Source organism: Tepidibacter sp. Z1-5 (genome assembly GCF_037844525.1).
GTDB lineage: Bacteria > Bacillota > Clostridia > Peptostreptococcales > Peptostreptococcaceae > Tepidibacter_A.
On the sequence record NZ_JBBMMD010000006.1, the window covers coordinates 1 to 23,719 of the forward strand.

40 protein-coding genes, 1 rRNA gene and 1 pseudogene are annotated in these 23,719 nt (G+C 32.3%); all 42 read right to left on the reverse strand.

The genetic code is table 11. The features are described 5' to 3' along the window. Positions 1–306: ribosomal RNA gene (locus WJW32_RS01665) — 16S ribosomal RNA — on the reverse strand; the annotation flags it as partial. 454 nt (positions 307–760) lie between these two features. Beyond that, positions 761–1,984, reverse strand: coding sequence for a NupC/NupG family nucleoside CNT transporter (locus WJW32_RS01670; protein WP_340254042.1), 1,224 nt, complete (start codon positions 1,982–1,984; stop codon positions 761–763). Positions 1,985–2,219: 235 nt separating this feature from the next. Next, entirely contained in the window at positions 2,220–2,930 is a 711-nt protein-coding gene (cwlD, locus tag WJW32_RS01675) for an N-acetylmuramoyl-L-alanine amidase CwlD (RefSeq protein ID WP_340254044.1), read from the reverse strand. Between the two features lie 67 nt (positions 2,931–2,997). Beyond that, positions 2,998–3,390 carry a 30S ribosomal protein S9 gene (gene rpsI / locus WJW32_RS01680; protein WP_340254047.1) on the reverse strand — a complete coding sequence of 131 codons (393 nt, stop codon included), beginning with the start codon at positions 3,388–3,390 and terminating at the stop codon, positions 2,998–3,000. 28 nt (positions 3,391–3,418) lie between these two features. Then, complete coding sequence (gene rplM / locus WJW32_RS01685; protein ID WP_340254050.1) at positions 3,419–3,847, reverse strand: 50S ribosomal protein L13; 429 nt, start codon at positions 3,845–3,847, stop codon at positions 3,419–3,421. Positions 3,848–3,968: 121 nt separating this feature from the next. After that, positions 3,969–4,700, reverse strand: coding sequence for a tRNA pseudouridine(38-40) synthase TruA (truA, locus tag WJW32_RS01690; protein WP_340254052.1), 732 nt, complete (start codon positions 4,698–4,700; stop codon positions 3,969–3,971). An 11-nt stretch (positions 4,701–4,711) separates the two neighbouring features. After that, complete coding sequence (locus WJW32_RS01695) at positions 4,712–5,509, reverse strand: energy-coupling factor transporter transmembrane component T family protein (RefSeq protein WP_340254055.1); 798 nt, start codon at positions 5,507–5,509, stop codon at positions 4,712–4,714. Beyond that, entirely contained in the window at positions 5,506–6,366 is an 861-nt protein-coding gene (locus WJW32_RS01700; RefSeq protein ID WP_340254058.1) for an energy-coupling factor transporter ATPase, read from the reverse strand. The genes WJW32_RS01695 and WJW32_RS01700 overlap by 4 nt, the downstream gene beginning before the upstream one ends. Beyond that, positions 6,357–7,187, reverse strand: a complete 831-nt coding sequence (locus tag WJW32_RS01705; RefSeq protein ID WP_340254061.1) for an energy-coupling factor transporter ATPase — start codon at positions 7,185–7,187, stop codon at positions 6,357–6,359. Before WJW32_RS01705 ends, WJW32_RS01700 begins: the two co-directional genes overlap by 10 nt. 374 nt (positions 7,188–7,561) lie before the next feature. Beyond that, positions 7,562–7,903 carry a 50S ribosomal protein L17 gene (gene rplQ / locus WJW32_RS01710; RefSeq protein ID WP_340254063.1) on the reverse strand — a complete coding sequence of 114 codons (342 nt, stop codon included), beginning with the start codon at positions 7,901–7,903 and terminating at the stop codon, positions 7,562–7,564. A 17-nt stretch (positions 7,904–7,920) separates the two neighbouring features. Beyond that, on the reverse strand, positions 7,921–8,868 hold the full coding sequence (locus WJW32_RS01715) for a DNA-directed RNA polymerase subunit alpha (RefSeq protein WP_340254066.1): 948 nt from the start codon (positions 8,866–8,868) through the stop codon (positions 7,921–7,923). 68 nt (positions 8,869–8,936) lie between these two features. After that, positions 8,937–9,560, reverse strand: a complete 624-nt coding sequence (rpsD, locus tag WJW32_RS01720; RefSeq protein ID WP_340254069.1) for a 30S ribosomal protein S4 — start codon at positions 9,558–9,560, stop codon at positions 8,937–8,939. Positions 9,561–9,580: 20 nt separating this feature from the next. Continuing rightward, entirely contained in the window at positions 9,581–9,979 is a 399-nt protein-coding gene (gene rpsK, locus WJW32_RS01725; RefSeq protein ID WP_340254072.1) for a 30S ribosomal protein S11, read from the reverse strand. 23 nt (positions 9,980–10,002) lie between these two features. Then, entirely contained in the window at positions 10,003–10,374 is a 372-nt protein-coding gene (gene rpsM, locus WJW32_RS01730) for a 30S ribosomal protein S13 (protein ID WP_277732380.1), read from the reverse strand. Between the two features lie 150 nt (positions 10,375–10,524). After that, entirely contained in the window at positions 10,525–10,638 is a 114-nt protein-coding gene (rpmJ, locus tag WJW32_RS01735; RefSeq protein WP_021122033.1) for a 50S ribosomal protein L36, read from the reverse strand. Positions 10,639–10,668: 30 nt separating this feature from the next. After that, a complete protein-coding gene (infA, locus tag WJW32_RS01740) occupies positions 10,669–10,887 on the reverse strand; it encodes a translation initiation factor IF-1 (protein ID WP_340254082.1) in 219 nt (72 codons plus the stop codon). 28 nt (positions 10,888–10,915) lie between these two features. Then, positions 10,916–11,194 (reverse strand): KOW domain-containing RNA-binding protein, encoded by a 279-nt coding sequence (locus tag WJW32_RS01745; RefSeq protein WP_340254085.1) that lies wholly within the window; start codon positions 11,192–11,194, stop codon positions 10,916–10,918. A 23-nt stretch (positions 11,195–11,217) separates the two neighbouring features. After that, on the reverse strand, positions 11,218–11,967 hold the full coding sequence (gene map, locus WJW32_RS01750) for a type I methionyl aminopeptidase (RefSeq protein ID WP_340254088.1): 750 nt from the start codon (positions 11,965–11,967) through the stop codon (positions 11,218–11,220). Next, on the reverse strand, positions 11,967–12,617 hold the full coding sequence (locus WJW32_RS01755) for an adenylate kinase (RefSeq protein ID WP_340254091.1): 651 nt from the start codon (positions 12,615–12,617) through the stop codon (positions 11,967–11,969). Before WJW32_RS01755 ends, map begins: the two co-directional genes overlap by 1 nt. Positions 12,618–12,671: 54 nt before the next feature. Next, positions 12,672–13,940: a preprotein translocase subunit SecY gene (gene secY, locus WJW32_RS01760; protein WP_340254094.1), complete on the reverse strand. Its 1,269-nt coding sequence runs from the start codon at positions 13,938–13,940 to the stop codon at positions 12,672–12,674. Further along, positions 13,941–14,384 carry a 50S ribosomal protein L15 gene (gene rplO, locus WJW32_RS01765; RefSeq protein ID WP_340254097.1) on the reverse strand — a complete coding sequence of 148 codons (444 nt, stop codon included), beginning with the start codon at positions 14,382–14,384 and terminating at the stop codon, positions 13,941–13,943. 30 nt (positions 14,385–14,414) lie between these two features. Next, positions 14,415–14,588 carry a 50S ribosomal protein L30 gene (gene rpmD, locus WJW32_RS01770; RefSeq protein WP_340254100.1) on the reverse strand — a complete coding sequence of 58 codons (174 nt, stop codon included), beginning with the start codon at positions 14,586–14,588 and terminating at the stop codon, positions 14,415–14,417. A 12-nt stretch (positions 14,589–14,600) separates the two neighbouring features. Further along, positions 14,601–15,107 carry a 30S ribosomal protein S5 gene (rpsE, locus tag WJW32_RS01775; protein WP_340254103.1) on the reverse strand — a complete coding sequence of 169 codons (507 nt, stop codon included), beginning with the start codon at positions 15,105–15,107 and terminating at the stop codon, positions 14,601–14,603. A 17-nt stretch (positions 15,108–15,124) separates the two neighbouring features. Beyond that, entirely contained in the window at positions 15,125–15,493 is a 369-nt protein-coding gene (rplR, locus tag WJW32_RS01780) for a 50S ribosomal protein L18 (protein ID WP_277732371.1), read from the reverse strand. 32 nt (positions 15,494–15,525) lie between these two features. After that, the gene (rplF, locus tag WJW32_RS01785; protein ID WP_340254107.1) at positions 15,526–16,065 is read right to left on the reverse strand and encodes a 50S ribosomal protein L6; all 540 of its coding nucleotides are present in this window, start codon (positions 16,063–16,065) and stop codon (positions 15,526–15,528) included. 29 nt (positions 16,066–16,094) lie between these two features. After that, positions 16,095–16,493 carry a 30S ribosomal protein S8 gene (gene rpsH, locus WJW32_RS01790; protein WP_277732369.1) on the reverse strand — a complete coding sequence of 133 codons (399 nt, stop codon included), beginning with the start codon at positions 16,491–16,493 and terminating at the stop codon, positions 16,095–16,097. A gap of 22 nt (positions 16,494–16,515) precedes the next feature. Next, complete coding sequence (locus WJW32_RS01795) at positions 16,516–16,701, reverse strand: type Z 30S ribosomal protein S14 (RefSeq protein ID WP_277732368.1); 186 nt, start codon at positions 16,699–16,701, stop codon at positions 16,516–16,518. Between the two features lie 17 nt (positions 16,702–16,718). Further along, entirely contained in the window at positions 16,719–17,261 is a 543-nt protein-coding gene (gene rplE / locus WJW32_RS01800) for a 50S ribosomal protein L5 (protein ID WP_340254111.1), read from the reverse strand. 23 nt (positions 17,262–17,284) lie between these two features. Continuing rightward, the gene (gene rplX / locus WJW32_RS01805) at positions 17,285–17,593 is read right to left on the reverse strand and encodes a 50S ribosomal protein L24 (RefSeq protein ID WP_340254149.1); all 309 of its coding nucleotides are present in this window, start codon (positions 17,591–17,593) and stop codon (positions 17,285–17,287) included. Between the two features lie 23 nt (positions 17,594–17,616). Further along, a complete protein-coding gene (rplN, locus tag WJW32_RS01810; protein WP_340254114.1) occupies positions 17,617–17,985 on the reverse strand; it encodes a 50S ribosomal protein L14 in 369 nt (122 codons plus the stop codon). Between the two features lie 25 nt (positions 17,986–18,010). Next, positions 18,011–18,265 carry a 30S ribosomal protein S17 gene (gene rpsQ, locus WJW32_RS01815; RefSeq protein ID WP_340254117.1) on the reverse strand — a complete coding sequence of 85 codons (255 nt, stop codon included), beginning with the start codon at positions 18,263–18,265 and terminating at the stop codon, positions 18,011–18,013. Between the two features lie 27 nt (positions 18,266–18,292). Further along, positions 18,293–18,496 (reverse strand): 50S ribosomal protein L29, encoded by a 204-nt coding sequence (gene rpmC, locus WJW32_RS01820; protein ID WP_340254120.1) that lies wholly within the window; start codon positions 18,494–18,496, stop codon positions 18,293–18,295. Next, entirely contained in the window at positions 18,486–18,929 is a 444-nt protein-coding gene (gene rplP, locus WJW32_RS01825; RefSeq protein ID WP_099191147.1) for a 50S ribosomal protein L16, read from the reverse strand. The genes rpmC and rplP overlap by 11 nt, the downstream gene beginning before the upstream one ends. Positions 18,930–18,960: 31 nt before the next feature. Next, on the reverse strand, positions 18,961–19,704 hold the full coding sequence (gene rpsC / locus WJW32_RS01830; protein WP_340254123.1) for a 30S ribosomal protein S3: 744 nt from the start codon (positions 19,702–19,704) through the stop codon (positions 18,961–18,963). A gap of 26 nt (positions 19,705–19,730) precedes the next feature. After that, positions 19,731–20,063, reverse strand: coding sequence for a 50S ribosomal protein L22 (gene rplV, locus WJW32_RS01835; RefSeq protein ID WP_277732362.1), 333 nt, complete (start codon positions 20,061–20,063; stop codon positions 19,731–19,733). 29 nt (positions 20,064–20,092) lie between these two features. Continuing rightward, a complete protein-coding gene (gene rpsS, locus WJW32_RS01840; RefSeq protein ID WP_277732361.1) occupies positions 20,093–20,374 on the reverse strand; it encodes a 30S ribosomal protein S19 in 282 nt (93 codons plus the stop codon). Between the two features lie 35 nt (positions 20,375–20,409). Further along, entirely contained in the window at positions 20,410–21,240 is an 831-nt protein-coding gene (gene rplB, locus WJW32_RS01845; protein ID WP_340254128.1) for a 50S ribosomal protein L2, read from the reverse strand. Positions 21,241–21,267: 27 nt separating this feature from the next. After that, positions 21,268–21,558 (reverse strand): 50S ribosomal protein L23, encoded by a 291-nt coding sequence (gene rplW, locus WJW32_RS01850; RefSeq protein WP_340254131.1) that lies wholly within the window; start codon positions 21,556–21,558, stop codon positions 21,268–21,270. Beyond that, on the reverse strand, positions 21,558–22,181 hold the full coding sequence (gene rplD / locus WJW32_RS01855) for a 50S ribosomal protein L4 (RefSeq protein WP_099191135.1): 624 nt from the start codon (positions 22,179–22,181) through the stop codon (positions 21,558–21,560). The genes rplW and rplD overlap by 1 nt, the downstream gene beginning before the upstream one ends. A gap of 29 nt (positions 22,182–22,210) precedes the next feature. Beyond that, positions 22,211–22,843, reverse strand: a complete 633-nt coding sequence (rplC, locus tag WJW32_RS01860) for a 50S ribosomal protein L3 (protein ID WP_340254137.1) — start codon at positions 22,841–22,843, stop codon at positions 22,211–22,213. A gap of 93 nt (positions 22,844–22,936) precedes the next feature. After that, positions 22,937–23,248 carry a 30S ribosomal protein S10 gene (gene rpsJ, locus WJW32_RS01865; RefSeq protein ID WP_248481115.1) on the reverse strand — a complete coding sequence of 104 codons (312 nt, stop codon included), beginning with the start codon at positions 23,246–23,248 and terminating at the stop codon, positions 22,937–22,939. Between the two features lie 372 nt (positions 23,249–23,620). After that, positions 23,621–23,719 (reverse strand): annotated as a pseudogene (locus tag WJW32_RS01870) (EF-Tu/IF-2/RF-3 family GTPase); the annotation flags it as partial.

Consider the following 23,719-nt stretch of genomic DNA (forward strand, 5'->3'; position numbering starts at 1 on the left):
TCACCCTCTCAGGTCGGCTACCCATCGTCGCCTTGGTAAGCTTTTACCTCACCAACTAGCTAATGGGACGCGGGTCCATCCTACACCGATAAAATCTTTGACAATTTCAAGATGCCTTGAAAATGTATTATCTCGTATTAGCATATCTTTCGATATGTTATCCGTGTGTATAGGGCAGGTTACCCACGCGTTACTCACCCGTCCGCCGCTAAGATTAAGAAGCAAGCTTCTTAATCTCCGCTCGACTTGCATGTGTTAGGCACGCCGCCAGCGTTCATCCTGAGCCAGGATCAAACTCTTAAATAAAAGTTTGTCAGTACTCAGTNTTTGTTTGTTTAGTATGTTTCTTGTTTGCCTCGTTGTCGAGGACAAGTAATAATATATCAGTTTTCTTTATATTCGTCAATACTTTTTTTAAACTTTTTATATTTTTTCTGTTTTTTCATTTTATATATCTAAATCCATTGCATTTCCTAAATTATACTTTCCAATATCATAATAATATATTTATATTTTAATGAATTTTAAAGTTTTTTTAACTAAATTAATAATAAAATCTTTATTCCTAAAGGTCTTAAATGTAGACCTTTTTGAAATTATAAGAAACTTACTTATTCTATTACACAGTTCACGTCTAAAGCGATTCATAAACTTTCAGTGAATTTTCTACAAGAAAAAATCGTGGGTTAATTGCTTAACCTACGATTTTTTTTATTACTCGAAATGCTTTTTCAGTGGCCTCGTTTAAAGGACTTGTTTTTTATATAATCATACCAGCTATAGATGCTGTTAAAAATGCAGCTACAGTTCCTCCAACTAAAGCCTTTATTCCTAACTGAGCTATTTCTCCTCTTCTTTTAGGTGCTAATCCTCCGATTCCACCTAATTGTACAGCTATAGATGAAAAGTTTGCAAACCCACAAAGAGCATATGTTAATATAGTAATGGTTCTAGGTTGAAGTGTACCGTTTGCTATATGCTCAGATAAATTAGCATATGCAACAAACTCATTTATAACTGTTTTTTGTCCTAATAACGAACCAGCTGTAACTATATCTTGAGATGGAATACCCATTATATATGCAATTGGAGCACATATATAACCCAATATTGTTTCTAAAGTTAATCCATGTATTCCTACAATATTTCCTAACGCTTCAATACCTCCATTAAGCATAGCTATTAAAGCAACAAATGCAAGTAGCATACCAGCAACATTAAGTGCAAGCTGTAATCCTTCTGAAGCTCCTCTTGCTGCAGCATCTATAATATTAGCATCCATTTTTTCTACTTCAAATTGTACATTTCCTTTTGTAACCGGTTCCTCTATTTCCGGAACTATGATTTTAGCTGCTACTAATGCTGCAGGAGCTGACATTACAGATGCTGCTATTAAGTGACCTGCATTAACTCCCATTCCTACATATCCTGCCATAACTCCACCAGCAACTGTAGCCATTCCACCTATCATTATTGCATTTAACTCTGACCTTGTCATTTTTTCTATATATGGTTTTATAACTAAAGGAGCTTCTGTTTGTCCTACAAATATGTTTGCAGCTGCCGATAAAGACTCGGCTCCTGATGTCCCCATTAATTTTGCCATAAATCCAGCTATATATTTAATTATAAACTGCATAACTCCTAAATAATATAATACCGACATAAGCGATGAAAAAAATATTATGGTAGGTAATACTTGAAATGCAAATATAAATCCGAAACTATTTATATCACTAACCAATCCCCCAAATAAGAATGAAGAACCAGCTTTTGTAAAGTCTAAAAGAACCGTTACAAACCCTGACAATTTTTCAAAAACAGCTCTTCCTACACCTGTTTTTAAGATTAAAACTGCAAATAACACTTGCATTCCTATACCCATTATTACTAATTTAGTATCTATTTTTTCCCTATTCTCAGATATCAAATAGCATATTGCTAAAAGAACAAATATTCCTATAAAGCTTATAAACCTTTCCATACGTTTTCCTCCTTTTTATAAATCATTATTATGTCTTTAATTTCGCAAGGAAAATAATATCATATTTTGTCGATAAAATCAAATTCTACTTTTATTTAATATTATAACAATTATTTCTATTTAAATTTTATTTTAAATTTCGTTGGATATTCAATGTTTTTTTAAGTTCATATGTTTATTCATCAAAAAAACAAAAGATATGTGTATTAATACACATATCTTTCATTTTTTTAATTTATTGTATAGAATTGAAATATTTTTGTATCCCAGCATATATTGACCATGCTATTTTATCTTGATATTCATCACTTTTAAGAAGATTTTCCTCGTTTAAATTAGATAAAAATCCACATTCAATAAGTGCTGATGCAACTCCATTTCCTTTAAACAAATATAGATCATTTCTTCCCTTTGCCTCTCTGTTATTATCTTTATCAATAACTCTTCTCATCTCTTCTTGTATAAAAGTAGCCAACTGTTTTCCATATATATCATTTTTCGGGTATAATACATGTGCGCCATAATATTTGGAATCAGTAAAACTATTTAAATGTATAGATACAAATATATCTGCTTTTGATTCTTTTATTAATTGTTTTCTATTTTTCAGATTTTCATTATATCTTTGTCTTATGGTTTTCTTCCCATCTTCTATGTATAAACTTTCATCTTTTTCTCTTGTTAGAATAACTAAAGCTCCACTCTCTTCTAATAAGGATCTTACCTTTAGTGCTATTTTTAAGTTTATATCTTTTTCTAGACTATTTTTCCCTAACGCTCCAGGATCTATTCCGCCGTGTCCAGCATCCACTATAATAACTTTATTAGTTACAGGCATATTTATAGTAGTTTTACTTATATTATAATTAGTTAAATATATTATACAAAATAGCATAGTAAATGCTATAGTCCACATTACATATTTCTTTCTTAAAAAAATCACCATATATAATCACCCTGTAAATATATATGAAAAAAGACTTTGGAATATTCCAAAGTCTTTAATGTATATATTATCTCTTTGAGAATTGCGGAGCTCTTCTCGCAGCTTTTAATCCATATTTCTTTCTTTCCTTCATTCTTGGATCTCTAGTTAAGTATCCAGCTTTCTTTAAAGTAGATCTTAATTCTGCATCTGCCTTTAATAAAGCTCTTGATATTCCGTGTCTTACTGCTCCCGCTTGTCCTGTAAATCCGCCACCTTCAACTTTTACTATAACATCATACTTTCCTTCAGTTTCAGTTATAACTAGTGGGTTCTTAACTTCTCTTCTTAAAGTCTCATAGTTAAAATATTCATCTAAGCTTTTTCCATTAACAACTATATTTCCTTCACCAGCTACTAATCTTACTCTAGCTACTGAGTGCTTTCTTCTTCCTGTTCCATAATATTGAACGTTTGCCATATCTAACTCCTCCTTTCACCTAAATTAATTATATATCTAAGCTTTCTGGGTTTTGAGCTGCATGAGTATGCTCAGCGCCAGCAAATACTCTTAATCTTTTCATCATGTTGCTTCTTAGTTTATTCTTACATAACATACCATTTACTGCATGTATTATAACTTCTTCTGGCTTTTCAGCTAAAAGTCTTCTGTAAGGGATTTCTACTAATCCACCAACATGCCCTGTATGATATCTGTATAGTTTTTGATCTAATTTCTTTCCTGTCATCTTAACTTTAGCAGCATTAACTACTACAACGAAATCTCCACCGTCTACGTGTGGTGTAAATGTAGGCTTGTGCTTACCTCTTAATAATATTGCAATTTCAGTAGATAAACGACCTAAAGTTTTTCCTTCAGCGTCTATTATATACCATTTTCTTTGAACTTCACTTGGCTTACTAATATATGATTTCATTATTTTCCCTCCTTACTATCCTTTTATGTGCGCAAATTGATCTTTTATATAAAATCCGGGGCTAATGGACTTATAAACACATTCTCTATATATTCTAATACACTGTGCACGGTGTGTCAAGCTAATAATATACTTTTTGCAAAAACAATCCTTTACTATCTGCTGTATTTCCAGCTTTTTTCCTATCATTAGATTCTATTATATCTTTTAAGCTCGATTTTATTCTTCCTCTTCCTATATCTATCAATGTTCCCACTATTATCCTAACCATATTATATAGGAATCCATTACCTTCTATTTCCAGTATTATTAGGTCACCTTCTTTTTTTAATTCTACTTCATATATAGTTCTAATTGTGGTCTTTACAGAAGATCCTGTACTCATAAACCCTTTAAAATCATGTGTCCCTATTAAATGTCTAGATTCTTGTATCATTTTATCTATATCCAAATCGTACTTTACAAAGTATGAAATATCGTTATAAATAGGTCTTTTGTATTTTGAGTTTAATACTATATATTTATAGCGTTTTCTCTTTGCATGATATCTTGCATGAAATTCAAGACTTACTTCCTTAGCATCTATTACTCTTATGTCATCTGGTAGCTTAGAGTTTATAGCTCCAGGTATTTTCTCAATTGGTATACGTATATTAGTATAAAAGTTTGCAACTTGACCTAGAGCATGTACCCCTGCATCAGTTCTACCAGAATACGTCAAATTTACTTTTTCACTAGTTATCTTATATATAGCATCCTCCAGGCACCCTTGTACTGATAATCTATCACTTTGCCTTTGGAATCCATAATAGTTAGTACCTTTATATTCTATTGTTATCATTATATTACGCATAAAGTCATCACCTATATTATTCTAGTTATTATTATTATCATTATATAGATAAATACTATACTATAAGATATATAATCTTTTTTATTCATTCTTATTTGATTCATTCTAGTTCTATTATCTCCTCCTCTATAACATCTAGCTTCCATAGCCATAGCAAGTTCATCAGCTCTTCTAAATGCACTTATGAATAGAGGTACTAATAACGGAACTAAGTTTTTGGCTCTACTTATAATGTTTTTGCTTTCAAAATCAGCTCCCCTTCCCATTTGAGCCTTCATTATCTTATCAGTTTCATCTAATAAAGTAGGAATAAATCTTAATGCAATTGTCATCATCATAGCAAGTTCATGTGCTGGTACTCCTATTTTTTTAAAAGGATTTAAAAGTTTTTCTATTCCATCAGTTAACTCTATTGGAGATGTTGATAATGTAAGTAATGATGTACCTACAACCAACAATATAAGTCTTATCACCATAAAACTTCCTTGTTTTAAACCTTCGTCTGATATACTTAAAGGACCGATTTCAAAAATCGTGTTTCCTGGTATCATAAATATGTTAATTGCGAAAGTAAATACAATTATAAACATTATTGGCTTCAATCCTTTTAATATATAATTAACAGGTATTTTAGATAATTTAAGTGTTGATATAATAAAAGCCATTACTAAAATATATGGATAAAACTGGTTTATTATAAAAAGAGAAGACATAAATATAAATGTAGATATTAATTTAACTCTTGGATCTAATTTGTGTACTACAGAATTTGTAGGATAATATTGACCTATTGTTATATCTTTTATCATTTCTTTTTACTCCTTATACATTTTAGTATTTCTTCTTTAGCTTCTTCTAAAGTAATAATATCTTCTCTTATATCAAAACCTTTTTCTCTAAGTTTTATCGTCAATTCCGATACTTGTGGTATTCCTAATCCTATTTCTTTAAGTCTTTTTCCTTTCTTAAAAACTTCTCTAGGCGTAGACATCAAATCAACTTTACCTTTATACATAACTAGTATTCTATCTGATATTTTAGCCATATCTTCCATGCTATGTGAAGATATTATTATTGTAATATTATATTTTTGATGTAGAAATTTTATTTGACTTAGAATTTCATCTCTACCTGCTGGATCCAAACCTGCGGTTGGCTCATCTAATATTAAAATATCTGGTTTCATAGCTATAACCCCAGCTATTGCTACTCTTCTTTTTTGACCTCCTGATAAATCAAATGGTGATCTATCTTTAAATTCATTATAATCAAGTCCTACAAGTTCCATAGATTCTTTTACTCTATCATTTATTTCTTTTTCACTTAACTTTAAATTAGTCGGTCCAAATGCTATATCTTTACATATCGTTTCTTCAAATAATTGATACTCTGGATATTGAAAAACAACTCCAACTTTCTTCCTGATTTCTGTCAAACTTATATTAGGATCTGTTATATCCACTCCATCTATTATTATGTTCCCACTCGTTGGCTTTAATAAACCATTTAAATGTTGAATCAAAGTAGACTTACCCGATCCGGTATGTCCTATCAATCCTATTATCTCACCTTTACTTATTTCTAAATTCACATTATCAAGTGCCTTACTTTCAAAAGGTGAATTTGGATTATATACGTATACTAAATCCTTGACTACTATCGACATAAATTCATCACCATCTCATCTACAGTTAATATATCCGATCTTATATCTATTCCTTCTTTTCTAAGTTCATATGTCAATTCTGTCATAAAAGGAACATCTAATCCAAGTTTTTTTAATTTATCTACATGTATAAAAACTTCTTTAGGTTTTCCTTGCAATACTATTTTACCTTTTTCCATTACGACTATTCTATCTGCATCTACTGCTTCTTCCATAAAATGAGTTATATGTATTATTGTAATATTTTCTTCTTTATTCAATCTCTTGATAGTATTCATAACTTCTCTTCTTCCAGATGGATCGAGCATAGCTGTAGGTTCATCAAATATTATGCATTCAGGTTTCATAGCAATAATTCCTGCAATTGCAACTCTTTGTTTTTGTCCTCCTGATAATAAATGTGGTGCTTTATCTTTAAACTCATACATTCCAACAGACTTCAAAGATTCTTCAACTCTTTTCTTTATCTCATCTGGCTGTATCCCTAAGTTTTCGGGTCCAAAAGCTACATCTTCCTCTACAACTGTTGCTACTATTTGATTGTCTGGATTTTGAAATACCATTCCTGCACTCTGTCTTATATTCCAAAGTTTAGAATCATCTTTCGTATTCATATCATTTATAAGTATATTTCCCTTTGTAGGCTTTAGTATAGCATTTAAATTCTTTGATAATGTTGATTTTCCAGAACCATTGTGTCCTATAATAACCACAAATTCTCCTCTTTTGATATCTAAGTTCAATTCATCCAGCGCCTTTGCCTGAATATTTTCTTGAGAATATTCAAAAGATATATTATCTATCTTCACTATGTCATTCATATTTTTTACCTCTTTTCTATTATAAAGAAGTCTTTATTATATAAATCTTCTAAAGGTGGACTTCTTTGAAATTCATAACGAAAGTTATATCTATCTATAAATTTATAATTGTCTATAACTTCCTATTTATTATAAAGAGTCTTTATTATAACATTTTAAAGGTTAACTTCTTTGAAATTCATAACGTGTTTTAAAAGTTATTTTATTTTTATATACTTTAAACCATATTATAATAATCTAAATTCTATTATATAAAAATAGAATAACTTTTAAAAGTACAAATGGTACTTTATTTCGAAATTAATCCGAAAATCCATAATTTTGTTCTATATAAAAAAATAGGAATTAAGCTATTAGCCTAATTCCATCTTCTGCTATACTAATTCTAGTATTCCTATTTCAGATCCGTCACCTTTTCTAACACCAAGTTTTATAATTCTTGTATATCCACCATTTCTTTCTTGGTATTTAGGCGCTATTTCATCAAATAAGTTTTTGATTACAGTTTCGTCTAAAACGTAAGCTGCTACTTGACGTCTAGCATGTAAGTCTCCTCTTTTTGCTAGAGTTATCATTTTTTCAGCCATTCTGCGTGTTTCTTTTGCTCTTGTTACTGTAGTCTTTATTTTTTTGTTCTTTAAAAGATCAGTAACTAAGTTTCTAAGCATCATGTTTCTGTGAGCAGTTACACGACCTAATTTACGGTACTTAGCCATGTCATTCCCTCCTTTTCTTAGTCTTCGCTTGGCTTAAGTCCTAGTTCAAGTTCTTCAAGTTTTTGAATAACCTCTTCTAATGACTTTTTACCTAAGTTTCTAACTTTCATCATGTCTTCTTCGCTTTTACTGCTTAACTCTTCAACAGAATTTATACCTGCTCTCTTTAAGCAATTATACGATCTAACAGAAAGATCAAGTTCTTCGATAGTCATCTCTAAAACTTTTTCTTTTTTATCTTCTTCTTTTTCCACCATTATTTCTACATTTCCAACATGCTCTGTAAGGTTGATGAATAAATTTAAGTGTTCTACTAATATCTTAGCTCCAAGAGAGATTCCCTCTTGAGGATTTATACTTCCGTTAGTCCAAACTTCAAATATTAATTTATCATAATCTGTTATTTGGCCTACTCTTGTATTTTCCACTTTATAACTTACTTTTTCAACTGGAGTATATATAGAATCTACAGGAATCACACCAATAGGCATATTCTCAGTTTTGTTTGTTTCAGCTGGAACATAACCTCTTCCCTTATCTATATTTATTTCCATGTTAAATTTAGCGTTTGTATCTAAAGTAGCTATACATAAGTCCTTACTTAATATTTCTACATCAGGAGGACATATAATATCTTTACCAGTTATTACACCCTCTCCCTGAGCTTCTATTTTCAATGTTCTACTACCTTCTCCATCTATCTCAGCAGATAATTCTTTTAATGCAAGCATTATTTCTGTTACATCTTCTTTTACACCCGGTATAGTAGAGAACTCATGAAGTACTCCATCTATTTTTATAGAAGTAACAGCAACTCCTGGAAGTGAAGAAAGTAATATTCTTCTTAATGCATTTCCTACAGTAATTCCGTATCCTCTTTCTAGAGGTTCTACGATAAACTTACCATATCTATTATCTTCGCTTATTTCGCAAATTTCTATTCTAGGCTTTTCTATTTCAATCATTAATAAAACCCTCCTTAATTTTTATTAATCCACTGAGGGCAAACATTTCTACGATACAACTCAATTTATTACTTAGAGTAAAGCTCTACTATTAAGTGCTCTGCTATTTCTAAATCTACATCTTCTCTTGTTGGTAAAGCAGTTATCTTAGCTTCCATCTTTTCTATACTTGAATCCATCCACTTAGGAGCAACTCTTGTAGAGTTTTCAACAAGTGCTTTGAATTTAGCTGAAGATTTTGAATTATCCTTAACAGCTATAACATCTCCAACTTGCATTGTCATAGAAGGTACATTAGCTTTGTGTCCATTTAATGTAAAATGTCCATGTCTTACTAATTGTCTAGCTTCTTTTCTTGAAGAAGCAAATCCCATTCTATAAACAGTATTGTCAAGTCTTCTCTCTAATAAGCTAAGTAAGTTTTCACCTGATATTCCTGGCATTTTTTCAGCCTTTTCATATAGGTTTCTGAATTGAGTTTCTAGAACTCCATATATTCTCTTAACTTTTTGCTTTTCTCTTAATTGTAATCCATAGTTAGAAACTTTTTTTCTTCCTTGTCCATGTTGACCTGGAGCATAGTTTCTTTTATTTATAGCACATTTATCTGTATAGCATCTATCGCCTTTAAGGAATAACTTCATTCCTTCTCTACGGCATAGTCTACATACTGCACCTGTATATCTTGCCATTTATTACACCTCCTACTGTATTACACTCTTCTTCTCTTTGGCGGTCTACAACCATTGTGTGGTATTGGAGTAACGTCTTTTATTAAAGTAACGTCAAGTCCTGCAGCTTGTAAAGATCTTATAGCCGCTTCACGTCCTGGTCCTGGTCCTTTTACAAATACCTCTACCGTCTTTAATCCATGCTCCATAGCTCCTTTAGAAGCAGTTTCTGCAGCCATTTGTGCTGCAAATGGAGTAGCTTTTCTAGATCCTTTAAATCCTAATTGTCCTGCACTAGCCCATGAAATTGCATTTCCATGAACGTCAGTTAATGTAATTATCGTATTGTTGAAAGTTGACTGAATATGAGCATGACCACGTTCTATATTTTTACGCTCTTTTCTTCTAACACGTGTAACTTTCTTTTTAGGTTTAGCCATTTTTTTCCCTCCTTACTTACGATCTATTTTTTCTTTTTACGAGATACAGTCTTTCTCGGTCCTTTTCTCGTTCTAGCATTTGTCTTAGTTTTTTGACCTCTTAATGGAAGTCCTCTCATATGACGAATACCTCTATAACATTTGATATCTCTAAGTCTCTTTATGTTTAATGCTATCTCTCTTCTTAAATCTCCTTCAACAAGTTGATCAGAGTCTATTAATTTTCTTAATGTATTTACTTCTTCTTCAGTTAAATCTTTTATTCTTATATTAGCATCTATACCAGCTTTTTCAAGTATTTGGTTAGAAGTCGTTTTACCTATACCAAATATATAAGTTAAGCCTATTTCTGCTCTTTTGTCTCTTGGTAAGTCTACCCCAGCAATTCTTGCCATATTCTTGCACCTCCTATATGCTATATTGCTAATTCAATATTTTATAATTTTAAATAAAACACGAAGGCCTAGTTTCTTATGAGAATTTAAGTCTCTTAATTATCACAATTTAATATTATAATATATCTAATATTAAATTACTAGCCCTTATTAACCTTGTTTTTGTTTATGTTTAGGATTTTCACAGATAACCATTACTCTTCCTTTTCTTTTTATAACTTTACATTTTTCACACATTGGTTTTACAGACGGTCTAACTTTCACACTTATCCCTCCTTAGACTAAAATATTAGTCTACTTCTTTCTCCAAGTAATTCTTCCTCTAGTTAAATCATAAGGTGACATATCTACAGTTACTGTATCACCTTCAAGTATTCTTATAAAGTTCATTCTGAGTTTACCTGAAATATGGCATAGTACTTCATGCCCATTCTCTAATTTAACTTTGAACATTGCGTTGGGTAAAGTTTCTAAAACTACACCCTCTAACTCAATTACATCTTTTTTGGCCATTAAGTAACCAAACCTCCAATCACTTAGATTAAAGCTTCGACTTTAACCTATCCAGCTCATATCTTAAAAAAGCATCATTAATATATTCTTTATTTAAAATTTTATTCCTAATATCTTCTGATGCATATTTATTTTTTATCAAGTGCTTTACTTTTTTTAATTTTGCTTTATCAAGTTTTCTATAATCCCCATCGGCGATTAAAACATATTCTTTATTTACTATATCTATAATAAAAAACAATCTGCCTTTATCTCTACCTGATTTAGATATTACAACTTGACCAACATTTAAATCATTTAATAGCACTAATTTCACCTCTTCTAGCCGGATTAAAGCTTTGTTAAAATTAAAGGCTCATCTTTAGTGATGGCTATAGTATGCTCATAATGTGCAGATTTTTTACCATCTATTGTTACAGCTGTCCATCCATCACTTAATATTTTCACATGATATGATCCGGCATTTACCATAGGTTCTATAGCTAATGCCATTCCCTCTTGAAGCCTAATTCCGTTTCCCGCAGGTCCGTAATTTGGTATTTGAGGGTCTTCATGCATTTTTGAACCTATTCCGTGTCCTACAAAGTCTCTAACTATAGAAAACTTATTTTTTTCTACATAAGTTTGAATTGCATGTGATATGTCCGAAAGTCTATATCCAATTTTTGCAAATTTAATTCCTTCATAAAAGCTTTGTTTAGTTATATCTATAAGTCTTCTATCTTCATCAGATATATTACCTACAGCATGAGTTTTAGCAGCATCTCCATGATAGCCTTTGTAAAAAGCACCAATGTCTATACTTATTATATCTTTATCTTTTAATATAGTCGAAGAAGACGGTATTCCGTGTACTACTTCTTCATTAATAGATGCACATATAGATCCTGTATATCCATGATACCCTTTAAATGAGGGCTCTGCTTTATATTTTCTTATATTTTTCTCTGCTATTTCATCTAATTCCTTAGTTGTTATACCAGGTTTTATAGATTGTTTTAATATTTCATGAGTTTCAGCTACAATTTTACCAGCATCTCTCATTAATTCTATTTCTTTAGCAGATTTCATTATAATCATTAATTTTCACTTCCTAATGCCAAAGCTATATCTTCGAAAACTTTATCTATAGATTGTTGCCCATCAATACTAGTAATTATACCTTGTTCAGTATAATAACCTATTAAAGGCTCAGTTTGATCTAAATAAACTTGAATTCTTTTAGATACAGTTTCTTCATTATCATCTGCTCGTTGGTATAAATCCTCTTGGCAAATATCACATTTTCCATCAACTTTTGATGGATTATATTTTATATGGAAAGTAGCACCGCACTTTTTACAAATACGTCTACCTACAGCTCTATCTACTAATACAGTTTTGTCAACCTGTATATTTATAACCTTATCTAAATTCATATTAGATTCAGTTAATACTTTATCTAATGCTTGTGCTTGAACTACAGTTCTTGGAAAACCATCTAATAAAAATCCACTTTTACAATCATCTTCTAAAAGTCTATCTTTAACTATTTCTACAACTAATTCATCTGGAACTAAAAGTCCTTTATCCATATATTCCTTAGCTTTTAATCCTAGTTGTGTTCCCTCTTTTATATTTTTTCTAAAAATATCTCCAGTTGATATATGAGGTACATTATATTTTTTTACGATCCCAGACGCTTGAGTTCCTTTACCAGCTCCTGGAGGTCCAAGTAGTATAAGTTTCATTTCAATCATCTCCGATACTAAATTTAGGACAGGGGATTTTTTTACCCCCAATTCCTATTTTAAGAAGCCTTGATAATGTCTCATCAACATTTGTGCTTCTACTTGTTTCATCGTTTCAAGTGCAACTCCTACTACTATCAATAAGGACGTTCCACCAAATCTAAATGGAATGCTACCTAATTGCAGTATCAAAGTTGGAAGTACTGCTATCACAGCTAAGAATACAGCTCCTGCTAATGTAAGTCTTGTAAGTACTTTATTTAGATACTCCTCTGTAGGCTTTCCAGGTCTTATACCGGGAATAAATCCTCCATAGTTTTTCATATTATTAGCAATCTCTTCTACCTTAAAAGTAACTGCTGTATAAAAATAAGTAAAGAAGATTATCAATAACGCTTCTACACTTATATATATCCAAACTCCTGGACTTCCACTTGGCGAGAACCATTTAGTTATAAAGGCTTGAAAATTTCCCTTTAAGAATAATGATAATGTTTGAGGAAATGCTAAAAGCGAAACTGCAAATATAACTGGAATAACACCTGCTTGATTCACTTTCATAGGTATATGTGTGCTTTGTCCTCCATACATTTTTCTTCCTACTACTCTTTTAGCATACTGTACAGGTATCTTTCTAGATCCTTGTTGTATAGCTATTACTCCTACGATTATAGCTATAGCTACAGCTGCAAATATAATTAGTTGTATAATATTTATTTGGTTCTCTGAAAATAATTTATACGTCTGAATAAAGGAACCTGGAACTCTTGATATAATACCTATAAATATTATAAGAGATATTCCATTGCCTATACCTTTTTCAGTAATTTTTTCACCTAACCACATCAAGAACGATGTTCCTGCAGTTAAAGTAAGTACTACTGTTATTATAGAGAATATATCCTTAGATATTAATGCTCCTCTAAACAAACCTACACTTATTCCTGTAGCTTGAATTAACGCTAAAATAATGGTTCCATATCTTGTGTATTGAACCATCTTTTTCCTTCCTTCTTCACCTGATTTACTCAATTCTTCAAGACTTGGTATAGCTATAGTTAATAACTGCACTATTATTGATGCTGTTATATAAGGGGTTATGCTTAAAGCAAATATAGTAAATTGTCTAAAAGCTCCTCCCGCTACTAAATCATAGAAGGAAAGAAGACCCGCTTGGTCAACTACCTTCTTAATATAGTCTATATCTACGCCAGGTACAGGTATTGAAGCTCCAATTCTAAATACAACAATCATCATTAAAGTATATAGAATTCTCTTTCTTAAATCAGGAATTTTCCAAGCATTTTTCAAGGTAGATAGCACTTAGATCACCTCTACCTTTCCTCCAGCAGCTTCTATCTTTTCAATAGCTGATTTAGTGAATTTTTGAGCTTTAACTGTTACGTTTATCTCTAAGTTACCTTCACCTAATATCTTAACTCCGTCTTTTTCAATCTTTCTGATTATTCCTTTTTCTTTAAGGATTTCTGGAGTTATCTCAGCACCATTATCAAATGCATTTAATCTTTCTACATTTACTAATGCGTAAACCTTTTTAAATACATTAGTGAAACCTCTTTTTGGAAGTCTTCTGTAGATAGGCATTTGACCCCCTTCAAATCCTGGTCTTACTCCTCCACCAGAACGAGAGTTTTGTCCTTTTTGTCCACGTCCAGAAGTTTTACCTTGACCAGTTGCAGTTCCTCTTCCTAGTCTTTTTCTGTTTTTAACAGCACCTTCAGCAGGTCTTAACTCATGTAATTTCATGATTACACCTCCTTCTTTTTATGTTATATATTACTTAACTTCTACTAAATGTTCTACTAATTTGATCATTCCTCTTGTTTGAGGATTATCTGGCTGCTCAACTACTTGATGTCTTTTTCTAAGACCAAGAGCCTCAACTGTTTTTCTTTGCTTAGGATTAGTTCCTATTAATCCTTTTACTAACGTTATTTTTAAATTAGCCATTTAAATACCTCCTTATCCTAGAAGGTCTTCAACTTTTTTACCTCTAAGTTTTGCTATATCTTCAGCAGTTCTTAGAGACTTAAGTCCTTCTATAGTAGCATTTACCATATTTCTAGCATTGTTAGATCCTAAAGATTTAGCTCTAACATCTTTTAATCCTGCAAGCTCAAGAACCGCACGAACAGGTCCTCCAGCTATAACTCCTGTACCTTCTTGTGCTGGCATTATTAATATATTACCTGCACCAAAGTGACCTTTTACTTGGTGAGGAATTGTAGTTCCAACCATAGGTACACTAATTAAGTTTTTCTTAGCATCATCTATAGCTTTTTTAATAGCATCAGGTACTTCCATAGCTTTACCAGTACCTAATCCTACGTATCCGTTTTCATCTCCAACTATTACTAAAGCAGCAAATCTAAAGTTTCTACCACCCTTAACAACTTTAGTAACACGTCTTATTTGAACAACTTTTTCTTTTAAGTCAAGTTGTCTTGCATCTATCGGTTTACGAAGCATTTATTTCCCTCCTTTTATTAAAACTCAAGGCCGCCTTCTCTAGCTCCCTCTGCTAATTCTTTTACTCTACCATGATAAATGTATCCACCACGATCAAATACAACTTCTTTAATTCCTTTATCTAATGCTTTTTTAGCTAATAGTTTACCTACAAGCTTAGCAGCTTCTTTGTTTCCAGTGTTTTTAACAGCACCCTTAACCTCTGCTTCAAGAGAAGAAGCGGCAATTAAAGTACATGCATTAACATCATCTATTATTTGAGCATAAATATTAGAATTACTTCTAAATACATTTACTCTTGGTGTTTCAGAGCTTCCATGAATTTTCTTACGAACTCTTTTGTGTCTTTGAAGTCTGTTCTCATTTTTATTTACTTTTTTGAACACTCATATTCACTCCTTTCTATTATAGATTTTTATTATTTACCTGTTTTTCCTTCTTTACGTCTTATAACTTCTCCAACGTACTTAACTCCTTTGCCTTTGTATGGCTCTGGCTTTCTCCAAGCTCTTATCTTAGCAGCATAGTTACCTACTAATTGCTTATCTATACCTTTAACTGTTATTTCAGTTTGGTTAGGTGTCTCAGTTACTATGCCTTCTGGATCTTCCATTTCTACTGGATGTGAAAATCCTAAACTCATAACTAACTTATTACCTTGTTTTTGAGCTTTATATCCTACACCAACTAACTCTAATTTCTTCTCATATCCTTTAGTTACACCTTCAACCATATTAGCTATAAGTGTTCTAGTTAATCCGTGTAAAGATCTATGTCTTTTATTGTTTGTAGGTCTTTCAACTACTATAGAATTATCTTCTTTAGTTATTTTTAAATCCTCTACAAACTTTTGTGTAAGTTCTCCTTTAGGGCCTTTAACAGTTATAATATTTTCTTCTCCTATTATAACGTCTACGCCTTCTGCTATTTCAATTGGCTTAATACCTATTCTTGACATATCTACACCTCCTTGCAGCGTTCTTTATATTACCAAACGTAGCAAATTACTTCTCCGCCAACGCCTTCTTTTCTAGATTGTTTATCTGTTATTATACCTTTTGAAGTAGATATTATTGAAATTCCAAGTCCATTTAAAACTTTTGGTATTTCATCCTTAGCAGCATAAACTCTCATTCCTGGTTTTGAAATTCTCTTTATTCCAGTTATAACTTTCTCGTTGTTCTTTCCGTACTTTAATTGTGCTCTAATTATTCCTTGCTTAGCATCTTCTATTACATCATAGCCTTTTATAAAACCTTCTTCTAACAGAATTCTAGCTATTTCTTTTTTTATATTTGAAGCAGGTATGTCAACAGTTTCATGTTTAACTGTATTAGCATTTCTTATACGTGTTAGCATATCCGCTATTGGATCTGTCATTGTCATAGTTCTGACCTCCTTTCATATATTACCAGCTTGCTTTTCTAACTCCAGGTATTTCTCCTTTATGAGCTAGTTCTCTAAAGCATATACGACATATGCCGAATTTTCTTAAAACAGAATGTGGTCTACCACAGATACTGCATCTAGTATATTCTCTTGTTTTATACTTTTGCTTTCTTTGTTGTTTCACAACCATAGCTTTTCTAGCCATTGGAATCCCTCCTTTGATTACTTAGAATATGGCATTCCTAATAATTTTAATAACTCACGTGCTTGCTCATCATTTTTAGCACTAGTAACAAATATGATATCCATACCTCTAACTTTATCAACTTTATCATATTCTATTTCTGGATAAATTAATTGCTCTTTAATTCCAAGTGCATAGTTTCCTCTTCCATCAAATGAATTAGGATTAACTCCTCTGAAGTCTCTAACTCTTGGTAAAGAAATGTTAACTAATTTATCAACAAAGTGATACATTTTATCTCCTCTTAATGTTACTTTAGCACCAACAGGCATTCCTTCTCTTAATTTGAAGTTTGCAACTGATTTCTTTGCTTTAGTAGTAACAGGCTTTTGTCCACTTATCATTTCTAGTTCTGCAACTGCTGCTTCTAATTCTTTTGCATTTTCTTTTGCGTTACCAATACCCATATTTATTACAACTTTTTCAAGTTTAGGTATCTCCATAACATTTTCATATGTGAATTTCTCCATTAATGCTGGAGTAACTTCCTTCGTGTACTTTTCTTTTAATCTTGAAGCCACTTTGTGTACCTCCTTTCAAGATATTATATTTCGTCTCCGCTCTTTCTAGATATTCTTACTTTTGTTCCATCTTCTAATGTTTTGAATCCTACTCTTACACCTTTACCTTCTTTAGCATCAAATAACATAACATTTGAAACGTGTATAGGTGCTTCTTGATGTATAATTCCACCTTGTTGCACTTTGGCATTAGGCTTTTGGTGTTTTGTAGCCATATTTACGCCTTCAACTATTACTTTTTCTGTTTTAGTGAAAACTTTTACGACTTTACCTTTTTTGCCTTTATCTTTTCCCGATATAACAACAACAGTATCATCTTTTTTTACGCGCATCATCTTCTATTGCACCTCCTTAATTATAGTACCTCTGGAGCAAGAGAAACTATCTTCATAAAATCCTTATCTCTTAACTCTCTTGCAACAGGCCCGAAGATACGAGTTCCCATAGGAGTTTTATCGTCTTTTATTATAACAGCAGCATTTTCATCAAATGTTATATAACTACCGTCTTTACGTCTTAGACCTTGTTTAGTTCTTACCACTACAGCTTTAACAACCTTACCCTTTTTTACAACTCCACCAGGTGTTGCACTTTTAACAGTAGCAACTATTACATCTCCGACGTTTGCATATTTTCTTCCACTTCCGCCTAAAACACGTATACATAATAGTTCTTTACCACCTGAATTATCAGCAACTTTTAAACGTGACTCCTGTTGTATCATTCATAATCCCTCCTTTTCGCCTGTATTATTTAGCTTGCTCTATAACTTCAACTAATCTGAATCTCTTATCTTTAGATAACGGTCTAGTTTCCATTATTTTTACTCTATCTCCAATTTTGCATACATTTTGCTCATCATGAGATTTAAATTTCTTAGTTCTTTTTACAGCTTTTCCGTATAATGGATGACGAACAAACTCCTCTACAGCAACTACTATAGTTTTGTCCATTTTATCACTTACAACACGGCCTATTCTAACTTTTCTACTTCCTCTTTCCATATTGAGAGCCTCCCTTCTTTTAAGCTACTAAGCTCTAGATTCTTCTAGTTCTCTTTCTATAAGGATGGTCTTTACTCTAGCTATATCTTTTCTAACGAACTTAACTCTAGATGTATTTTCAAGTTGTCCTGTAGCTAATTGGAATCTTAAGCTAAATAATTCACTTTTAAATTCATTTATCTTTTGATTTAACTCTGAGCTAGTCATATCTCTTAACTCTTTAGCTTTCATCCGCTTCACCACCCTTTACTTCAGTTTCTTCACGCATAACAAATTTACATTTAACAGGAAGCTTATGCATAGCAAGTCTCATAGCTTCTCTAGCTTTTTCTTCTGGAACTCCTGCAAGTTCAAACATTACTCTACCAGGTTTAACTACAGCTACCCAATATTCTGGTGATCCTTTTCCGGCTCCCATACGAGTTTCTGCTGGTTTTCTAGTTACTGGCTTGTGAGGGAATATCTTTATCCAAACTTTTCCCCCTCTTTTTATATATCTTGTCATTGCTATTCTGGCAGCTTCTATTTGATTAGAAGTTATCCATGCTGGCTCTAATGCTACTAATCCGAACTCTCCATAAGTAACTTTATTACCTTTGTGAGCTTGACCAGACATTTTACCTCTGTGCACTCTACGACGTTTTACTCTTTTAGGCATTAACATGAGCATTTCCTCCTTCCTTAATATCTACTTATTAAGCCTCTTTCTTTGGATATCTTTGAGATTTGTTGTTTCTGTTATCTCTTCTGTTATCTCTTCTTTTCTTATCTGTTTTTTCTTCTATCGCTCTTGGTGTAAAACCATTTTTTGATGGAAGAACTACTCCGTTACAAACCCAAACTTTGATTCCTATTTTACCATAAGTTGTGTTTGATTCAGCGAATCCATAAGCTATATCAGCTCTTAAAGTTTGAAGTGGTACATTTCCTTCACTGTATCCTTCAGTTCTAGCCATTTCAGCTCCACCAAGTCTACCAGATGCAGAAACCTTTATACCTTTAGCTCCTGATCTCATAGCTCTTTGCATAGCTTGCTTCATAGCTCTTCTGAAAGATACCCTTCTTTCAATAGCTAAAGCTATATTTTCTGCTATTAATTGAGCTTCTTTTTCTGGATTTTTAACTTCTATAATGTTTATATAAACATTTTTCTTAGTCATTTTTTCTAATTCAACTTTTAAAGCTTCTATTCCAGCTCCACCTCTACCTATTACCATTCCTGGCTTAGCAACAGATAAGTGTAGTCTAATTTTATTAGCAGCTCTTTCGATTTCTATTTTAGAAATTCCAGATGTATTTAATTTATTTTTTAAGAATTTACGTATAGTATGATCTTCTAATATAAAAGCACCGAAATCTTTTTTATCAGCGAACCATCTAGAATCCCAGTCCTTTATCACTCCGACTCTAAAGCCGTGTGGGTTAACCTTTTGACCCATTGATTTCCCTCCTTCTATAGATAAATTTATCTTTCCTTTAGTACTACCTCTATATGACTTGTTCTTTTTCTAATAGTTGTAGCTCTTCCCATAGCTCTTGGCATGAATCTCTTCATTGTAGGGCCTTGGTTTGCAAATACTTCCGCAACATATAACTTATCTACGTCCATATTGTAATTGTTTTCAGCATTAGCCATTGCAGATTTTACAACCTTAGCTATTACTGGTGCAGCAACTTTTGGCGTATACTTTAATATTGCTAAGGCTTCATTTACATTCTTTCCTCTAACAATATCAGCTACTTGACCTGCTTTTCTTGGTGCTATACGTATATATTTAGCAGTTGCTCTAGCTTCCACAGCGATTACCTCCTCCCATTATAAATGGACTATTTTCTCTTTGAAGACTTTTCGTCGTCTTTGTGTCCTTTAAAAGTTCTTGTCGGAGCAAATTCTCCTAATTTATGTCCTACCATGTCTTCTGTTACATAAACTGGCACGTGTTTTCTACCGTCATGTACAGCTATAGTATGTTCTACCATTTGAGGAAATATAGTTGATGCTCTTGACCAAGTCTTGATAACTTTTTTCTCATTTGCAGCATTCATAGCTTCTATCTTCTTAAGAAGACGTGGGTGAACAAAAGGTCCTTTTTTAGCTGATCTTCCCATTTGCTTTCCTCCTTCCCATTACTTATTAGTATTTATTATTTCTTTCTTCTTGATACTATTAACTTATCAGAAGCCTTATTTTTCTTACGAGTTTTGTATCCAAGAGCTGGTTTACCCCAAGGTGTAACCGGTGACGGTCTACCGATTGGTGCTCTACCTTCTCCTCCTCCGTGTGGATGGTCGCAAGGGTTCATTACAGATCCTCTTACTGTTGGTCTGATTCCCATATGTCTCTTTCTTCCTGCTTTACCTATAGTTACGTTGAAGTGTTCTAAGTTTCCAACTTGTCCTATTGTAGCTCTACAGTTGATATTAACATATCTCATTTCTCCAGATGGTAATCTTAAAAGAGCATGCTTTCCTTCTTTAGCCATTAACTGAGCTGAAGCTCCAGCAGATCTTACTATTTGTCCACCTTTTCCAACTTTTAATTCAATGTTGTGTACTAAAGTACCAACTGGGATATCTTTTAATACTAAAGCATTTCCCACTTTGATATCTGCATTCTCACCTGACATTAAAGTATCTCCAACCTTAATTCCGTTAGGTGCTAATATATATGTTTTTTGTCCATCAGCATAAGCTAATAATGCTATGTTAGCTGTTCTGTTTGGATCGTATTCAACTGCAGTAACCTTCGCAGGAACACCATCTTTATTTCTTTTGAAATCTATTATTCTATACTTTTTCTTAGATCCGCCACCTTTATGACGAACAGTTATTTTACCATGAGCATTTCTTCCTGAATGTTTCTTTAAAGAAACAAGTAATGATTTTTCCGGTTCATGTTTAGTTATTTCATCAGAAACTAAAACCGTCATTTGTCTTAATCCAGGAGAAGTTGGTTTAAACTTTTTAATAGCCATCTTATTTCCCTCCTTCTTGCTTGATTCCTACACGCCTTCGAAGAACTCTATTTCTTTACTATCAGCCGCTAAAGTAATAACAGCTTTCTTAAAGCTTGCAGTTCTTCCTACATGTTTTCCCATTCTTTTTTCTTTTCCGCTATAGTTTAAAGTGTTTACTTTATCGACTGAAACACCAAATACAGTTTCAACAGCCTTCTTTATTTCAGTTTTGTTAGCTCTTTTAGAAACTACAAAAGTGTATTTTTTAGAAGCCATATCCGCCATACTTTGTTCACTTATAACAGGTTTTACAATTATATCATGTGGATTAGTCATTATGCGTACACCTCCTCCACTTTTTCAACAGCATCTTTAGTTATGATAAATGCATCATGTTTTAATATATCATATACATTTATAGTATTAACAAGAGCAGTTGTAACTCCTTCTATGTTTGAAGCTGACTTTATTACATTTTTATTGTTTTCTCCTAAAACTACTAAAGCTTTCTTTTCTACTTTTAAGTTGTTAAGTATTTTAGCGAATTCTTTAGTTTTTGGAGCTTCCATATTTAATGCATCTAAAACTATTATTTCTTTATTTTGAACTTTAGATGATAAAGCACACTTCATAGCTAATCTTCTTACCTTTTTAGGTAAAGTATATCTATAATCTCTAGGTTTTGGTGCGAATACAATTCCTCCACCTACCCATTGAGGTGATCTTGTACTACCTTGTCTTGCTCTACCAGTTCCTTTTTGTCTCCAAGGCTTTCTTCCTCCACCTCTTACTTCAGATCTAGTTTTAGCAGATTGAGTACCTTGTCTTTTATTAGCTAATTGGTTCTTTACTACTTCATATAAAACGTGCTCATTAACTTCAGCACCGAATACGTTATCTGATAATACTAATTCATCAACCTTTTCACCGTTAATGTTTAATATATCTACTTTTGGCATTTTGCTTCCTCCTTTCTTACAAGATTAAATTACTTGCTTGACTTTACTGCTTTTTTTATAGTAACTAACGAACGCTTAGGTCCAGGTATAGCACCTTTAACTAATATTAAGTTCTTTTCAGCATCTACTCTTACAACTTCTAAGTTTTGAATAGTAACTTTATCTACTCCCATGTGTCCAGCTAGTTTTTTACCTTTGAACACTCTACCAGGTGTAGCACAAGCTCCCATTGAACCTGGTCTTCTGTGATATCTAGAACCGTGAGTTTCAGGTCCTCTACTTTGACCATGTCTCTTTATAACACCTTGGAATCCCTTACCTTTACTTATTCCAGTAACATCTACTTTTTCTCCTGTTGTAAATATATCAGCAGCTATTTCTTGTCCTACTGTATACTCACTTGAGTTCTCAACTCTAAATTCCTTTAAATGTTTTCTGAATGATACTCCTGCTTTTTCAAATTGTCCTTTTTGAGGTTTATTTAAAGACTTTTCTTTAACGTCTCCGAATCCAACTTGAATTGCATTGTATCCATCATTTTCTACATTTTTGATTTGAGTAATCACTATTGGTCCTGCTTCAATAACAGTAACAGGGATAACATTACCTTCTTCAGTAAATATTTGAGTCATACCAATTTTTTTACCTAATAATCCATTCATACTTGACACCTCCTATAATCTTACAGCGGATTACGAATTCGTAATCATTCTAAGATAAGGTATATCTATATCCATATCTTAGTATCAAATTTATTATAATTTGATTTCAATATCAACACCTGCTGGTAAATCTAACTTCATTAAAGAATCTACAGTCTTTGGCGTTGGGCTTGTTATATCTACAAGTCTCTTATGAGTTCTCATTTCGAACTGTTCTCTAGAATCTTTGTACTTGTGAACCGCTCTTAATATAGTTATTATTTGCTTTTCAGTAGGTAGCGGTACTGGTCCTGAAACCTTAGCTCCTGTCTTCTTAGCAGTTTCAACTATCTTCTCTGCTGATAAATCTAATATCTTGTGATCATATGATTTTAATCTAATTCTTATTTTCTCGTTCTTAGCCATTTTAATTTCCCTCCTTTATCGCACGTTTAATTTGTACGTACGACTTGATCCCTTTACACTGTTCCGGGTGTGTTGTTTTTTAAAAACACAGCATAGGATCAGGTCGCCCGATTCTGAGATACAGACATACTCCGTAAAAATTACCTGGTGGTCAGCAACCTTTTACTTCATCGCATTTCTCAAACACACTATTACATTTTATATTAAAATCTTATATTTTTCAAGAGTTTTTTGAAAAATATATTTTGTTTTTTTCAACAATATTAATACTAATAATCCGTTTTCAACATTATTCATTTTATAATAAAGATATAGAATTGTAAAGTTTTTTTTATAAAAAAAAGAGAAGGTATATACCTTCTCTAGTTTTAATTATTCAATTATAGAAGCAACTACTCCTGCTCCTACTGTTCTTCCACCCTCACGGATAGCGAATCTTAATCCCTCTTCCATTGCTATTGGAGCGATTAG

Excerpts from the sequence above, each read along its gene's own strand:
- rplC (WP_340254137.1), bottom strand. The coding sequence starts at position 22,843 with ATGAATGGATTATTAGGTAAAAAAATTGGTATGACTCAAATATTTACT.
- rpsI (WP_340254047.1), bottom strand. The coding sequence starts at position 3,390 with ATGGCAAACGTTCAATATTATGGAACAGGAAGAAGAAAGCACTCAGTA.
- rpmD (WP_340254100.1), bottom strand. The coding sequence starts at position 14,588 with ATGGCTAATTTAAAAATAACGTTAGTAAAAGGATTAATAGGAACTAAT.
- rpsJ (WP_248481115.1), bottom strand. The coding sequence starts at position 23,248 with ATGGCTAAGAACGAGAAAATAAGAATTAGATTAAAATCATATGATCAC.
- rplW (WP_340254131.1), bottom strand. The coding sequence starts at position 21,558 with ATGACTAATCCACATGATATAATTGTAAAACCTGTTATAAGTGAACAA.
- WJW32_RS01705 (WP_340254061.1), bottom strand. The coding sequence starts at position 7,187 with ATGAATGACATAGTGAAGATAGATAATATATCTTTTGAATATTCTCAA.
- rplX (WP_340254149.1), bottom strand. The coding sequence starts at position 17,593 with ATGCGCGTAAAAAAAGATGATACTGTTGTTGTTATATCGGGAAAAGAT.
- map (WP_340254088.1), bottom strand. The coding sequence starts at position 11,967 with ATGATTATAATGAAATCTGCTAAAGAAATAGAATTAATGAGAGATGCT.
- rpsS (WP_277732361.1), bottom strand. The coding sequence starts at position 20,374 with ATGGGAAGATCAGCTAAAAAAGGACCTTTTGTTCACCCACGTCTTCTT.
- rplN (WP_340254114.1), bottom strand. The coding sequence starts at position 17,985 with ATGATACAACAGGAGTCACGTTTAAAAGTTGCTGATAATTCAGGTGGT.
- rpsD (WP_340254069.1), bottom strand. The coding sequence starts at position 9,560 with ATGGCAAGATATACAGGTGCAGTATGTAGACTATGCCGTAGAGAAGGA.
- WJW32_RS01670 (WP_340254042.1), bottom strand. The coding sequence starts at position 1,984 with ATGGAAAGGTTTATAAGCTTTATAGGAATATTTGTTCTTTTAGCAATA.
- WJW32_RS01715 (WP_340254066.1), bottom strand. The coding sequence starts at position 8,868 with ATGATTGAAATAGAAAAGCCTAGAATAGAAATTTGCGAAATAAGCGAA.
- rplP (WP_099191147.1), bottom strand. The coding sequence starts at position 18,929 with ATGTTAATGCCTAAAAGAGTAAAACGTCGTAGAGTGCACAGAGGTAAA.
- WJW32_RS01795 (WP_277732368.1), bottom strand. The coding sequence starts at position 16,701 with ATGGCTAGAAAAGCTATGGTTGTGAAACAACAAAGAAAGCAAAAGTAT.
- rpsM (WP_277732380.1), bottom strand. The coding sequence starts at position 10,374 with ATGGCAAGAATTGCTGGGGTAGACTTACCAAGAGACAAAAGAGCAGAA.
- WJW32_RS01695 (WP_340254055.1), bottom strand. The coding sequence starts at position 5,509 with ATGATAAAAGATATAACAATAGGTCAATATTATCCTACAAATTCTGTA.
- cwlD (WP_340254044.1), bottom strand. The coding sequence starts at position 2,930 with ATGGTGATTTTTTTAAGAAAGAAATATGTAATGTGGACTATAGCATTT.
- rpmC (WP_340254120.1), bottom strand. The coding sequence starts at position 18,496 with ATGAAAGCTAAAGAGTTAAGAGATATGACTAGCTCAGAGTTAAATCAA.
- rpsE (WP_340254103.1), bottom strand. The coding sequence starts at position 15,107 with ATGCTTCGTAAACCGATAGATGCAAGACAACTTGACTTAAAAGAAAAA.
- rpsC (WP_340254123.1), bottom strand. The coding sequence starts at position 19,704 with ATGGGTCAAAAGGTTAACCCACACGGCTTTAGAGTCGGAGTGATAAAG.
- infA (WP_340254082.1), bottom strand. The coding sequence starts at position 10,887 with ATGGCCAAAAAAGATGTAATTGAGTTAGAGGGTGTAGTTTTAGAAACT.
- rplQ (WP_340254063.1), bottom strand. The coding sequence starts at position 7,903 with ATGGCTAAGTACCGTAAATTAGGTCGTGTAACTGCTCACAGAAACATG.
- rplM (WP_340254050.1), bottom strand. The coding sequence starts at position 3,847 with ATGAAATCATATATTAGTAAGCCAAGTGAAGTTCAAAGAAAATGGTAT.
- rpsQ (WP_340254117.1), bottom strand. The coding sequence starts at position 18,265 with ATGGAAAGAGGAAGTAGAAAAGTTAGAATAGGCCGTGTTGTAAGTGAT.
- rpsK (WP_340254072.1), bottom strand. The coding sequence starts at position 9,979 with ATGGCTAAACCTAAAAAGAAAGTTACACGTGTTAGAAGAAAAGAGCGT.
- WJW32_RS01700 (WP_340254058.1), bottom strand. The coding sequence starts at position 6,366 with ATGTCGATAGTAGTCAAGGATTTAGTATACGTATATAATCCAAATTCA.
- rplB (WP_340254128.1), bottom strand. The coding sequence starts at position 21,240 with ATGGCTATTAAAAAGTTTAAACCAACTTCTCCTGGATTAAGACAAATG.
- rplO (WP_340254097.1), bottom strand. The coding sequence starts at position 14,384 with ATGAAATTACATGAGTTAAGACCTGCTGAAGGTGCTGTTAAAAACAGA.
- rplD (WP_099191135.1), bottom strand. The coding sequence starts at position 22,181 with ATGCCAAAAGTAGATATATTAAACATTAACGGTGAAAAGGTTGATGAA.
- rpsH (WP_277732369.1), bottom strand. The coding sequence starts at position 16,493 with ATGACAATGACAGATCCAATAGCGGATATGCTAACACGTATAAGAAAT.
- rplF (WP_340254107.1), bottom strand. The coding sequence starts at position 16,065 with ATGTCAAGAATAGGTATTAAGCCAATTGAAATAGCAGAAGGCGTAGAC.
- truA (WP_340254052.1), bottom strand. The coding sequence starts at position 4,700 with ATGCGTAATATAATGATAACAATAGAATATAAAGGTACTAACTATTAT.
- WJW32_RS01755 (WP_340254091.1), bottom strand. The coding sequence starts at position 12,617 with ATGAAACTTATACTACTTGGACCTCCAGGAGCTGGTAAAGGAACTCAA.